Raw genomic sequence first — 12,865 nt, forward strand, 5'->3', positions numbered from 1 at the left:
GAGTTTGCTTGAGCTTTAGAGCCATCTGTTAGTTTTTGCATAGATTCTTTTAATTCATCTGCTCTGGTTGAGAGTTTGTTTGCATAGGAGGCTGAGGTTTTTAACATAGATGCTATGGAATCACCTAGCGAATTTACACCTTTTTCCAAGCCTTGAGGATTTTCTATCCTTGCTGTAAAGTCATTTTTCTCGAAACTCTCAAAAACACTCGCAGGTTTTGACAAATCAAAGCCTAGCAAAGTTGTAAGAGCATTTGTCATCTCATTTAAACTATCTTTTATCTTGTTTGTTTGAGGGTTTTTAGAATTTTGGCTTATAATGGTTCCAAATTTACCCTTTTTAGCCTCATCGACCACCGATACAACCTCATTTACAAGCTTTGTATCATCCTCCATGTTTATCTTAGTTCTTTTGATGTTATCATCCATTAGCCTTGTCATTTGAGCTAATTCATCTTTTGAATTTAAAAGCTTTATGCTAGGTGCGTTTTTGCTTTCGTGATTTATGAAAGCAAAGAGCTGTGCTAAGGAAGTGCTTATATTGCCTAAAGGTGCTAAGAATCTCCTAATGATATAAACTAAAATCAAGCTTCCAATAATAATCATAATAATACCAAGCACAATGTCTTGTAAAACAGCGTTATTAACCGCTCGTTCATAGTCAATTATACTCGCACTAGCAGCCATACTCCAACCAAAAGGAAATTTCTTGTAATGCACATATGATGCTATACCTTCGTTATTTACGATAACAAAATTCTCTCCAACATTGCCTTTGTTGTCTTTTAGATATTTTTCAGTAGGTGTATCGTAATTATCCATAACTAGCTTTGAATTTGGGTGAGAGATTATGTCGAAATTTGAGTCAAAAATCATAACTCTTAAAGAAGGGAAAATAGGCGTTGAGAAATTTTTAAATCTTTCTTGAAAACCATCTACTATAATGTCCATAGCAACCACACCGGCGAATTTATCATTGCTATCATAAAAAGGCAAGGAAGCAGTAGCTACCATTTTACCCTTTGTAGAGCCAGCTTGAGATATGTAAGCATTTGTAACAAAAAAGCCATTTTTTGCCTTTGCCTCTACATACCAAGGCCTAGTTCTCATATCCATATCAATGGAGGTGTAAGCATCACTAAAGCTTACTTTGCCCGGAGTGTAAGATTCGTTTATATAATTTCCATTTTCATAAACTATAAACATATCTGGGTATTTTACTGCTCCTGAAATTCTTGAAATCGTCCTTCTAATGTCTCCTATGTTCGATGAAGGCATATTTTTCATAACTGAGGCTATATACTCTAAGTGTTGTTGTGCTTCTATGCCCATAGTGATGTTTATAGTGGTATAGGAAGCGTCTAAAACCGTGCTTTGGACTAAATCATGAAGCTTGTTTACATTCGATGAAAGACTTCTAAAGCTCGAATATATAGAGATTGCCATAATGACGACAAACACCGCTACGATGTAGGTGATTATTTTGAATGAAAGTTTCATATCTTTACCTTTGCAATTGTAGTTTAAAATGTATTATAATATAAAAAAAAAAAAAAATAAATTAAAATTTGTAAGAAAAGTGAAATGATGAAAATAGCTGTAGAATGCAAAGATTTAATATTAGAAAAAGCACTTATGCTCTTTCTAAAAGATTTTTTAGTGCTAAAAAAAGATTGCGATTTCTTAGTGTGTGATGATAAAGTCGATTCAAGCAAACCTCAATTTTTAATAAATAAAAATTCCATACAACTTAGTGTGCCTTTTAGCAAAGAAGAACTTTTAACATCTTTAAAAAAATTTGATGAGTCTATAAAAGAGCTTGCTATGAAAATAGCTGAAGAAAAAAAGAAAATTTTAGAAGAAAAAATCGAAGATATAGCGAGAGAATTTAGGTTAGAATACCAAAAAGATATAGATAATGCTATAAATTCATTAAAGCAAACCTTGATAAAAGCTATAAATGAAAAAATATGAAACTCTTTGCTAGTATAAATAATGGCAAATTTAAGGGGAAAAAACTTCTATTACCAAATTTAAATACCACAAGAAGCACAAAATCAATAGTAAGAGACTGTGTATTTAATACCCTACAAAATGAAATAAAAAACTGCGTATTTATAGAATGTTTTGGTGGAAGTGCTTTAATGGCGATTAGCGCTCTTAGTAATTATGCCAAACAAGCTTATGCTATAGAGCTTGACAAAAAAGCTTACGAAATAGCAAATAAAAACGCTCTTAGCATAAATGATGGTAATATAAAAATTTTGCACGGGGACTGCTTTTTAATCTTGCCAACTTTGCTTGAATCTAAAGAAGAAAACTTAATACTTTATCTTGATCCGCCGTTTGATTTAAGAAAAGGATTTGATGATATATATGAAAAAATTTACAATTTTCTAGCAAGCATAAACACAAACAACATAAAAGGCTTTGTATTAGAGCACTATAGCAAACACAAAAGCCCAAACAAAATAAATACTTTCAACAAAGTGAAATTTAAAAATTTCGGTAAAACTAGCCTTTCTTTTTATTTTAGCTAAGAGTGCTTTAGCTTAAATTCATTCATAAAATCGCACAAGGTTTTTACATTATCTAAGCTTATAGCATTATAAATACTAGCTCTTAATCCACCAAGCAGTCTGTGTCCTTTTAAACCTATCATAGAATTTTGCTCTGCTTCTTTCACAAAAAGAGCATCTAAGTCGGCATTTTTGGTTTTAAAACTAACATTCATCAATGACCTGTCTTCTTTTTTAGCAAAACCGCTATAAAAACCTTCGCTATTATCGATGCACTCATAAAGCATTTTAGCCTTTTTTTCATTTTGCTCATTTATCTTATCAAGCCCACCTTGTCTAAGTAGCCACTTCATTTCAAGTGCAAACATATATATAGCAAAACTTGGAGGTGTGTTAAATAAAGACTGATTCTCAGAATGAACTGAATATTTGAGCATAGAAGGAAGTTTCTTAGTAGAGCTTCTTTCTAGCATATCTTTTCTTATTATTACACAAGCAAGACCTGAAATACCAGCATTTTTCTGCGTTCCTCCATAAAATAAAGCCACATTAGAAAAATCAATCTTTTTAGAAAAAAAATCACTTGATGCATCAACAACTAAAGGGGCTTTGGTTTTTGGGTAGGAAGTATACTGTGTCCCGTATATGGTATTATTAGAACATATGTAAGCATAATCAGATTCATCGTTAAATTTAACATCTGGAATATATGAAAAATTATCATTTTCACTGCTTGCAGCGATATTTAAATTTACTTCTAAAATTTTAGCTTCTTTTATAGCCTTTTTAGTCCAAACACCAGTATTTGCATACTCACAAACTCCGCCCATATTTAAATTCATAGGCACCATAGCAAACTGCAAAGATGCTCCGCCTTGTAAAAATAAAATTTCATAATCATCATTTAAGGCATATAATTTTTTTACATCTTCCATAGCACCAAAATGCACTTCCTCAAAAATCTTTGTTCTATGGCTTATCTCCATTATAGAATAGCCATTGTTCTTATAACTTAAAAGCTCATCTTTAGCTTCATTTAATACCTCTAAAGGTAAGGTTGATGGTCCTGCACTAAAATTTAATACTCTCATATTTTTATCCTTAAATCACAAAATTTTTGCTTCTTTTTTACTGTCCTGCGATACAAGCTCTACAAGCTCACCGCTCTTTACATTTTTTAAAGAGATTATTTTACCATTTTTTTGTATGCAAATTAAATTTTTGCTTTTTTTAAAGAAAGAATTATGTAAAGATAGAGCATTTTCAAGTTTTTCTAGAGAGGATTTTTTTGATTTTAGTTTTAAATTTATAAGCAAAAAAAGCTGCTTTTGTAGAAGTTTTACTTGTTGTATTTTTTGCTCTAAGAATACTTTAGGAGACTTTAATCTAAGCATTTTTTCGCAAAATGAGAATTCTTGTTCGCATTTATGCAAGGTATTATGAATGATAGAATTTAATTTATCCTCTAAAAAATCTAATTTTTGGCATAATTCATCTTTTGAAGTAAGCACCAAATTTATGGCAGCACTTGGAGTTGGCGCTCTTAAATCTGCTACGAAATCACTTATAACATAGTCTATTTCATGTCCTATAGCTGAAATAATAGGTGTTTTAGCTTTAAAAATTTCTCTTGCTAATAACTCATCATTAAAGCAAAATAAATCCTGCTTACTGCCCCCTCCCCTAGCAATGATAATAAAATCAAGTCCCATAGAATCAGCTTTATTAAGAGCCTTAATGATAGAAGGTGGAGCATTTATTCCTTGTGTCAAAGCATTAAAAATATAAAATTTTGCTAAAAAATACTCTTTTTCATTTATTATTTTTAGCATATCTTCAAGAGCTGCTGATGTAAAAGATGATATTATACCTATCTTTGCTGGGACTGTTTTTATCTGTTTTTTAAATTTCTCATCGAAAAGACCTTCTGCTTCAAGCTTTTGTTTTAATTCTAAAAATTTACTTTCTAAATCTCCTAATCCTGACTTTTGCATATCTTTTGCTATAAATTGATAACGTCCGCCTTCAGCATAAATACTTACAGTTCCACTAAGTTCTAAAAAATCGCCTACATTTGGAATAAAGCCTATTTTAGAATTATTCGCTCTAAACATAACACAAGATATGCTTGATTTATCGTCTTTAAGCTCAAAATACCAATGCCCTGAACTATGTATAGTGATTTTTGATAATTCAGCACTTAAAATTACATCATCAAGGTAAGTTTCAAGCAATGTTTTTGCTTGTAAATTTAACTCTGTAACTGTCATTTTATAGTTCTCTTTTGTAATCAGTACTTTGCATTATATCAAAAAATTACTACAAAAACTTTGTTTGAATATATATCAGCAAAAAACACAAAATAAAATGTTGTGTAAAATATACACAAATATACAAAAATATACACAAATATAATATCTAAGAATGAAAAATAAATTATATTTAAGTTAGCTTTAGCAAAAATAAATCAAGCAAAAACTTATACAATAAGGAGATTATAATGAAAAAAATAGCTATTTTTGGTCTGTTCTGTGCGTTAAGTTTAGCTTTCGCAAAAGAACCATCAAGACCTGAATGTATAGCACCAGCCCAGCCAGGAGGCGGCTTTGATTTGACTTGCAAATTAGTTCAAGTTAGTATGATTGATTCAAAGGTTATATCAACACCTATGCGTGTAACTTATATGCCCGGAGGCTTAGGAGTTGTTGCATATAATTCTATGAATACTAATAGGGCAAAGAATGGTAATATAATAGTAGCTTTTTCAAGTGGAACCCTTTTAAACATAGCTACAGGAAAACATGGAAAATACGATGAAAAAGATGCTAGGTGGCTTGCTAGTGCAGGAGTTGATTATGGTATGGTTGCAGTAAAGGCTGACAGCCCGTATAAAACTTTAGAAGACTTGGTGCAAGCATTAAAAAAAGATCCTCAATCCGTAAGTATTGGTGCTGGTGGCTCTATAGGTGGGCAAGACTGGATGCAAACTGCTATGTTAGCAAAAGCTACGGGGATAGATGTTAAGAAAGTTAGATACGTAGCCTTTGAAGGTGGTGGAGATATGCTAACATCTCTTCTAGGAGGGCATATAGATGTTGGTTCCTCTGGTATAGCAGAGCTTTTACCTCAAATACAATCAGGTCAGATAAGAGTTCTAGCAGTTTTCGCTCCTAATAGACTACAAGGTGCTTTAGCAAACACTCCTACAGCTAAAGAGCTAGGCTATGATATAGAGTGGATAACAGTTAGAGGGTATTATATGGGACCTAAAGTTAGTGATGAAGACTATAATTGGTGGCTTGATGCGTTTAAAAAGGTTAAACAAAGCAAAGAATTTAAAGAGCAACTATCTCAAAGAGGTTTGTTTGAATTTAACAAAGACGGGGCAGAGCTTGATGCTTTCGTAAAAGAACAAACTAAAAAATATAGAGCTTTAGCTAAAGAATACGGACTTATAAAGTAAAGATATGTTAAGTACTAAGATTTTTTCAGTTTTACTGCTGGTTTTGTCTTTGTTTGGTATTTATATAGGCTGGGGTATTACCACTGAATTTCAGTATGAACCCCTAGGTCCTAGACCTTTTCCTATAGGTGCATTGGTTTTAATAGCACTATGTTCTGTATTGCTCTTTTTCTTCGCAGAAGATACAAATGTGCAGTGGCCTAAATTTGCAGTAGCAAAAAGGTTGATAATTTTAGCCATAAGCTTCTTTGCTTTTTATCTTTTGTTTGAATATATAGGCTTTATTATTAGTAGCGGGCTTTTTATGCTAATTATTGCATTGCTTTTTGGAGCGAATTTTATAAAAGCCTTAATATTTTCTGTGCTTTGTAGCACAATTTTGTATTACTGCTTTGATGCATTACTACAGATAACTTTGCCTGTTGGCTTTATATTTGAATGAAAGGTTAATATATGGATACTTGGATGTATTTGATGCACGGATTTAACGTAGCATTAGATCCGCAAAATATAATAATAGCTTTGATAGGCTGTTTCATAGGAACTATTGTAGGTATGCTTCCAGGACTTGGTCCTATAAATGGCGTAGCTATACTTTTGCCATTAGCTTATACAATGAAGTTACCTCCTGAATCAGCTCTTATACTTCTTGCTACAGTTTATATAGGCTGCGAATATGGCGGTAGAATTTCATCTATCTTGCTTGGAATTCCAGGAGAAGCAGCAGCCATAATGACAACATTAGACGGACACCCCTTAGCCAAAAAAGGTCAAGGCGGTAAAGCCCTTTGTATATCGGCTTTTAGTTCTTTTATAGGCTCTTTTATAGCTATTTGCGGTATAATACTTTTTGCTCCACTAATAGCATCTTGGGCTTTAAAATTTGGACCAGCAGAATACTTTGCACTTATAATATTTGCCTTAGCAACTCTTGGTTCAATGTTGGCACAAAAACCTATAAGATCTTTACTTGCAGCATTGATAGGGCTATTTTTAACAACAATTGGTATAGATGGCAATACAGGCGTATATAGATTTACCTTTGATATGCCACATCTTTTTGACGGAATACCTTTTGTTATATTGGTAATTGGGCTTTTTTCCGTTAGCGAGATATTTTTGATGCTAGAACAAACGCACACTTCACAAGTTATAATCAAAAAAACTGGAAAATTATTAATTAGCATAAAAGAATTTATATTCTGCAGTGCCACCATAATCAGATCAGCATTTATAGGCTTTTTTGTCGGTGTTTTACCTGGTGCTGGTGCAACTATAGCAAGTGCTATTAGCTATATGAGTGAAAAAAAGATAGCTGGCGAAAAGGGCGGATTTGGAAAAGGCGATTTAAGAGGAGTTGCAGCACCTGAAGCCGCAAATAACGCTTCAGCTTGTGGTTCTTTTATACCTTTACTAACTTTAGGACTTCCAGGTTCTGGCACAACTGCTGTTATGCTTGGGGCTTTAACCTTATATAATATAAATCCCGGTCCTACTATGTTTACAGAACAAGCAGATATAGTCTGGGGCTTGGTTGCTTCTTTACTTATAGCAAACTGTGTATTACTTTTAATGAATTTACCTTTAATCGGTGTTTTTGTAAAAATTCTAAGCATACCTGTTTGGACTCTTGCTCCTTTCATTTTAATAGTTTCATCTATAGGTGTTTATTCTATCAATAGCACAAGTTTTGATTTGTTGCTTATATTGATAATAGGCATAATAGGTTATTTCCTAAGAAAACTTGAATTTCCTATGGCTCCTTTGATACTTGGCTTTGTTTTAGGTGAAATGCTAGAGGTAAATTTAAGAAGAGCATTATCTGTAAGCAATGGAGATTTTTCAATACTTTATAGTGGATACATAGCCCCTTTATTGTTAATTGGTGCTATTTTGGTTGTTATAATACCTCCTTTCTTTAAAAAACTAAGAAGACCTTCTAATCTAGACCAAAATATGAATTAACAAATATACAAAATAATTTGTGTTGATATATTTTTAATATCAACACAAATTTCGTTACTTTTCTTTACACATATATTTTAAATTCGATTTATTTTTTCCTAAAATACACAAATTAAGAAATTTTCTTGTATTATTATTTTAAGCACATTTTAAATATAAAGGAGTTTTTATGAGAAAAATACCCACAAAAGAAGAAGCTATACAAAGATTAAAAAATTTTGTTACTCTTCGTAACAAAGTCTCTTTAGTCTTGTCTATAGTTATATTAATAGCTTATTACGTTTTTGTTCTAGGCGTAGGTTTGTTTCCAGAAGTTTTAGCATTTAGTATAGGTCCTAGTTCTATAAGTTTAGGTATCATTTACGGAGTTTCTATAATAGTGCTTTCAATCTTAGCCACTGGTCTTTATACCTTTTTTGCAAATAAACACTTTGATAAAGTGCAAAGTGAAGTTATAGAGGATTTGCAAGATAGTGGTGCTTTAGATGAATTTAAAAAGAAAGGAGTATTATAATGAAACAAATGCTTTTTTTGCTGATTATTGCATTGCTTAGCACGAATTCTTTCGCTGCGGCTATTGAAACTGGTGGTGCAAAATCTGAATTTAATAGCATAGCTGTTATTATGTTTGTGATTTTTGTAGGTGCTACGCTAATAATCACTTATTATTCAAACAAAAAATCTCAATCTGCAAGTGGCTTTTACACAGCCGGAGGAAATATAACAGGTCTTCAAAACGGCACGGCAATAGCTGGTGATTATATGAGTGCAGCTTCTTTCTTAGGAATTACAGCTCTCGTTTTCACAAATGGTTTTGACGGTCTTATTTATTCTATAGGATTCTTAGTGGGTTGGCCTATAGTTTTATTTCTAATAGCTGAAAAATTTAGAAATCTAGGCAAATATACTTTTTCTGACATCACAGCTTACAGACTTGAAGCAAAACCTATAAGGATAATATCAGCTACATCAGGGCTTGCCGTTATAGTATTTTATTTGATAGCCCAAATGGTTGGTGCTGGACAGTTGATACAAGTGCTATTTGGACTTCCTTATACAGCTGCTGTTGTTATAGTAGGCATACTTATGATTTGCTATGTTGTCTTTGGAGGAATGCACGCAACTACTTGGGTGCAGATAATAAAAGCCATAATGCTTTTATTAGGGACAACTTTTATGGCTATAATTATACTTTATCTAACAAAATTTGATATGCACTATTATTTCTCTCAAGCTGTGCAAAACCATCCAAAAGGTAATGCTATAATGTCTCCTGGAACATTCTTGCCAGATACCATATCAGCTGTGTCCTTGGGTATTGCTCTTATGTTTGGGACTGCTGGGCTTCCGCATGTTCTTATGAGATTTTTTACAGTTAAAGACGCAAAAGAAGCTAGAAAATCAGTATTTTATGCTACAACACTTATAGGGTATTTTTATATACTCACTTTTATAATAGGTTTTGGGGCAATAGCTCTTTTAATGGGCAATCCAGAATACACTAATGCAGACGGAACATTCAGCGGTGCTTCAAATATGGTGGCTGTAATACTAGCCAAAGCTATTGGTGGGGATTATTTCTTAGGATTTATTTCTGCTGTTGCCTTTGCTACTATATTAGCAGTTGTTGCTGGTCTTGCCATATCAGGAGCTGGTGCTATCTCCCACGATTTATTTGTTAATGTCTGCAAAAATGGAGTTTGCGATCCTAAGCTTGAAATGAGGGTTACTAAGATAGCCACAGTTTCACTTGGAATTTTAGCTATACTCTTGGGTATAGTGTTTGAAAACCAAAATGTTGCTTTCACTGTCGGACTTGCCTTTGCAATAGCTGCAAGTGTAAATTTTCCTATACTTTTACTAAGTATTTATTGGAAAAATTTAACTACAAAAGGTGCTTTTTGGGGAGGTCTCATAGGTCTTATAACTGTAGTTAGCTTGGTTGTTCTTTCTCCTAGTATATGGGTAAAAAGCTTTGGTTTTTCTGAAGCTATATTTCCTTACGATCACCCGGCTATATTTTCTATGCCTTTAACTTTTGTCTTAGTTTATATTTTTTCTAAACTAGATAATTCACAAAGAGCAAAAAAAGATAGAGAGGGATTTGAAGCACAAGACTTTAGAGCCCAAACCGGTATAGGTGCTAGTGAAGCTATAGCACATTAAGCTTAAATTTATTAGACTCTTAATACTAAATTAAGAGTCTAAATTTTTTATAAAATACATCTCATTTTGTTTAAAAAACATAAAAATATCAAAATAAAATTTTAATTTTTTTGCTAGAATCAATTTCAAAAAAACAAGAGAGAATTTTATGGACAATTACGAATACAGTGAGCTGTTAAAAACCCTACAAAACAAAGTAGATAATATAAAATCTATCATAAATCCGCAACAAATTTCAAACAGACTAGTTGAAATAAACGAGCTTGAGAATTCACCTGACTTTTGGAAAAATATAAAAGAAGCAGGAATTTTAGGAAAAGAAAAAACTAAGCTTGAAAATCTCTTAAAACAATACGAAAAAGCACAAGCTGCCATAAATGATGCAAGAGAATTGTTTGAATTAGCGAATTTAGAAAACGATGAAGAAACTTTAAAGGCTATTTTTGATGATAGTAAAAACTTAGAAGAAAGCATAGTAAATCTTGAAATAACAATGCTTTTAAGCGATGAAAAAGATAGCAAAAATGCCATAGTATCCATACACCCAGGAGCCGGAGGCACAGAAAGCAATGACTGGGCGTCTATGTTGTATAGAATGTATTTGAGATTTTGTGAAAGAGAAGGATTTAAGGTTGAAACGCTAGATTTTCAAGAAGGCGAAGAAGCTGGTATAAAAGATGTCAGCTTTTTAGTCAAAGGCAATAATGCTTACGGCTATTTAAAAGCTGAAAACGGCATACATCGTTTAGTCAGAACAAGTCCTTTTGATAGTGCTGGTAGGAGGCACACTAGTTTTTGTAGCGTTATGGTAAGTGCTGAACTTGATGATGATATAGAAATAGACATAGAAGACAAGGATATAAGAATAGACTATTATAGAGCAAGTGGAGCCGGTGGTCAGCACATAAATAAAACAGAATCAGCCGTTAGAATAACGCATTTTCCAAGTGGTATAGTAGTGCAATGCCAAAATGATCGCTCTCAACATAAAAATAAAGCCACAGCTATGAAAATGCTAAAATCAAGACTATACGAACTAGAACTTATGAAGCAAGAAGCACAAAATAATGCGGGAGAAAAGAGCGACATAGCTTGGGGGCATCAAATCAGATCTTATGTTCTTTTCCCATACCAGCAAGTAAAAGATAACCGCTCTAATGAAGCTTTTAGCAATGTGGAAGCTATTTTAGACGGAGACATAAAAAAGATGATAGAAGGTGTTTTAATCTCTCTTAAATCTTAGCTTGTGTAAGAATTGAATTGCAAATAATCTTTGTTTAAGTTTTTAAATTTCGTTTTTTTTTTTTTTTGATACAATAAATTTTTTCTATAAAAATAAAGGATTTATTATGGATAAAATAAGTATTTTTTGACAAGCGATGAAAAATACGATTTTGCTCTAGCAAATATGATAATAGGTCTTAAAAGATATAATGAAAAGATTATAGATAAAATTTATGTGATGTATGATGGTATAGATGAAGAAACCTTAATAAAGATTAAAAGCATTTGGACTGAGGCTATAGAGCTTATAAGATATAGCGATGAGAATTTTTCAAGAGATGTAAGTGAGATTAAAAGGGAATTTTTCTTTCTTTTAGAAGAATATATGAGAATGTATTCTAAATTAGTTTATGCTAAATTTTATGTTTTAGACTTTTTGGCTAAAAGTAGCGATAAAAGCTCTGCTATCGTTCTTATGGATACTGATGCTTTAGTGCTTGATTCTTTTGAAGATCTTACAAAGTTAGATGTTGATTATAGTGCTAGAGTAAGTTTGTATAATGAGATTAATGTAAGAAAATATTTTGATAAAAAAGGTATAAGTGTAGATTTAAGAGAAAATCCTAAGTGTAATGGAGGTTTTTATTATTTTAATAAAAAAGTTTTAAGAAACAAAGATTTAAATACAAAAAAATGCTTTGAAAATCTTAGCTTTCTTATCAATAATGACATTAAATGTTATTATGATGAAGTTGTATTTTCTATAATAGGAAAGCTATTTAATTTAAGTTTTAAAAATGCTAGTGAATTAGGATATAATGCAGTGCCCGCATTTTATGATAATTTAAATTTTAACACCAAACTAATACATGCAGTTAGGTATCCAAAATTTTGGAAAGATGAAGCTTCTTTTTTGTGCTTTAAAGAATGGTTTGTAAATTATAAGATTTGGATAAAAACATACAAAGGAAATGAAAAATTTTCCTATCCAACATCTCCTATAAGTCACATTAAAGATGATAGAGATTTATTTGTGTTTTTATCTCTTTACAAAAAAAATGAACAGCTTATTGTAAATTTATACGAATTTTCTAAAAAACATTCCATAAATTTACAATGTTTGCAAGAATCTTACAATATAAAAATTATCTTGCCCGAACTCGAATGTGTATGTTTGTTAAGCTATGAATTAAATAATGTGAAAGAAAGCTATCAAATTCAAACTTATAAATATTTTATTGATGAGTATGAATTAAACAAACTTGGTTTTATAATAAAATCACCCAATATCTACGAAAAAAAGGTTTTTATTAACATACCTTTTGATAGTATGTCGCACTTCTCTAGAGTGGAGGATGTAAAATTTATAATTAAAAAGATAGCTCAGAAACACAAACAAAACATATCAGATAAGTTTAAAGACTTAGAGTCTAAATACAACTCCTATCTAAGCAAAGAAACAACTTTAAAACTTTTAAATTTAGAACAAGATCTAATAAATAAAAAACTAAATACAAAAAAACTATACA

Annotated in this window: 12 protein-coding genes; 9 read left to right on the top strand and 3 right to left on the bottom strand. The window is 31.7% G+C overall.

Going from position 1 to position 12,865, the window contains the following annotated elements:
* Positions 1 to 1,499: cache domain-containing protein (locus Q0J35_RS08730; protein WP_297195558.1), on the bottom strand; the 1,499-nt coding region annotated here is incomplete at its 3' end.
* An 87-nt stretch (positions 1,500 to 1,586) separates the two neighbouring features.
* On the opposite strand from Q0J35_RS08730, the gene Q0J35_RS08735 reads away from it, so the two are divergent.
* Together Q0J35_RS08735 and rsmD are read left to right on the top strand one after the other, a co-directional pair.
* Positions 1,587 to 1,973 carry a hypothetical protein gene (locus tag Q0J35_RS08735; protein WP_297195560.1) on the top strand — a complete coding sequence of 129 codons (387 nt, stop codon included), beginning with the start codon at positions 1,587 to 1,589 and terminating at the stop codon, positions 1,971 to 1,973.
* Positions 1,970 to 2,539 (top strand): 16S rRNA (guanine(966)-N(2))-methyltransferase RsmD, encoded by a 570-nt coding sequence (rsmD, locus tag Q0J35_RS08740; RefSeq protein ID WP_297195562.1) that lies wholly within the window; start codon positions 1,970 to 1,972, stop codon positions 2,537 to 2,539. The genes Q0J35_RS08735 and rsmD overlap by 4 nt, the downstream gene beginning before the upstream one ends.
* Here the strand turns inward: rsmD and serC are convergent.
* Positions 2,536 to 3,609, bottom strand: a complete 1,074-nt coding sequence (gene serC, locus Q0J35_RS08745) for a phosphoserine transaminase (protein ID WP_297195564.1) — start codon at positions 3,607 to 3,609, stop codon at positions 2,536 to 2,538. The genes rsmD and serC overlap by 4 nt on opposite strands.
* A gap of 15 nt (positions 3,610 to 3,624) precedes the next feature.
* Positions 3,625 to 4,788, bottom strand: coding sequence for an exodeoxyribonuclease VII large subunit (gene xseA / locus Q0J35_RS08750; RefSeq protein ID WP_297195566.1), 1,164 nt, complete (start codon positions 4,786 to 4,788; stop codon positions 3,625 to 3,627).
* Positions 4,789 to 5,018: 230 nt separating this feature from the next.
* On the opposite strand from xseA, the gene Q0J35_RS08755 reads away from it, so the two are divergent.
* The 7 genes from Q0J35_RS08755 to Q0J35_RS08785 all read left to right on the top strand — a co-directional run.
* Positions 5,019 to 5,981: a tripartite tricarboxylate transporter substrate binding protein gene (locus tag Q0J35_RS08755; protein WP_297195568.1), complete on the top strand. Its 963-nt coding sequence runs from the start codon at positions 5,019 to 5,021 to the stop codon at positions 5,979 to 5,981.
* 4 nt (positions 5,982 to 5,985) lie between these two features.
* Positions 5,986 to 6,423 carry a tripartite tricarboxylate transporter TctB family protein gene (locus Q0J35_RS08760; RefSeq protein WP_297195570.1) on the top strand — a complete coding sequence of 146 codons (438 nt, stop codon included), beginning with the start codon at positions 5,986 to 5,988 and terminating at the stop codon, positions 6,421 to 6,423.
* 11 nt (positions 6,424 to 6,434) lie between these two features.
* A complete protein-coding gene (locus tag Q0J35_RS08765; protein ID WP_297195572.1) occupies positions 6,435 to 7,946 on the top strand; it encodes a tripartite tricarboxylate transporter permease in 1,512 nt (503 codons plus the stop codon).
* 169 nt (positions 7,947 to 8,115) lie between these two features.
* Positions 8,116 to 8,460, top strand: coding sequence for a DUF485 domain-containing protein (locus tag Q0J35_RS08770; protein WP_297195575.1), 345 nt, complete (start codon positions 8,116 to 8,118; stop codon positions 8,458 to 8,460).
* Positions 8,460 to 10,112, top strand: coding sequence for a cation acetate symporter (locus Q0J35_RS08775; protein ID WP_297195576.1), 1,653 nt, complete (start codon positions 8,460 to 8,462; stop codon positions 10,110 to 10,112). The genes Q0J35_RS08770 and Q0J35_RS08775 overlap by 1 nt, the downstream gene beginning before the upstream one ends.
* A gap of 148 nt (positions 10,113 to 10,260) precedes the next feature.
* On the top strand, positions 10,261 to 11,355 hold the full coding sequence (gene prfB / locus Q0J35_RS08780) for a peptide chain release factor 2 (RefSeq protein ID WP_297195578.1): 1,095 nt from the start codon (positions 10,261 to 10,263) through the stop codon (positions 11,353 to 11,355).
* 126 nt (positions 11,356 to 11,481) lie between these two features.
* On the top strand, positions 11,482 to 12,865 hold a 1,384-nt coding region (locus tag Q0J35_RS08785; protein ID WP_297195580.1), incomplete at its 3' end, for a hypothetical protein.

It is taken from the genome of uncultured Campylobacter sp. (assembly GCF_944323605.1).
In the GTDB taxonomy this organism is placed as follows: Bacteria; Campylobacterota; Campylobacteria; order Campylobacterales; family Campylobacteraceae; genus Campylobacter_D.

Bases quoted from the DNA above. Each gene is read 5' to 3' on its own strand.
- Q0J35_RS08755 (WP_297195568.1), top strand. From the start codon at position 5,019: ATGAAAAAAATAGCTATTTTTGGTCTGTTCTGTGCGTTAAGTTTAGCT.
- prfB (WP_297195578.1), top strand. From the start codon at position 10,261: ATGGACAATTACGAATACAGTGAGCTGTTAAAAACCCTACAAAACAAA.
- rsmD (WP_297195562.1), top strand. From the start codon at position 1,970: ATGAAACTCTTTGCTAGTATAAATAATGGCAAATTTAAGGGGAAAAAA.
- Q0J35_RS08770 (WP_297195575.1), top strand. From the start codon at position 8,116: ATGAGAAAAATACCCACAAAAGAAGAAGCTATACAAAGATTAAAAAAT.
- Q0J35_RS08765 (WP_297195572.1), top strand. From the start codon at position 6,435: ATGGATACTTGGATGTATTTGATGCACGGATTTAACGTAGCATTAGAT.
- serC (WP_297195564.1), bottom strand. From the start codon at position 3,609: ATGAGAGTATTAAATTTTAGTGCAGGACCATCAACCTTACCTTTAGAG.
- Q0J35_RS08760 (WP_297195570.1), top strand. From the start codon at position 5,986: ATGTTAAGTACTAAGATTTTTTCAGTTTTACTGCTGGTTTTGTCTTTG.
- Q0J35_RS08775 (WP_297195576.1), top strand. From the start codon at position 8,460: ATGAAACAAATGCTTTTTTTGCTGATTATTGCATTGCTTAGCACGAAT.
- xseA (WP_297195566.1), bottom strand. From the start codon at position 4,788: ATGACAGTTACAGAGTTAAATTTACAAGCAAAAACATTGCTTGAAACT.
- Q0J35_RS08735 (WP_297195560.1), top strand. From the start codon at position 1,587: ATGAAAATAGCTGTAGAATGCAAAGATTTAATATTAGAAAAAGCACTT.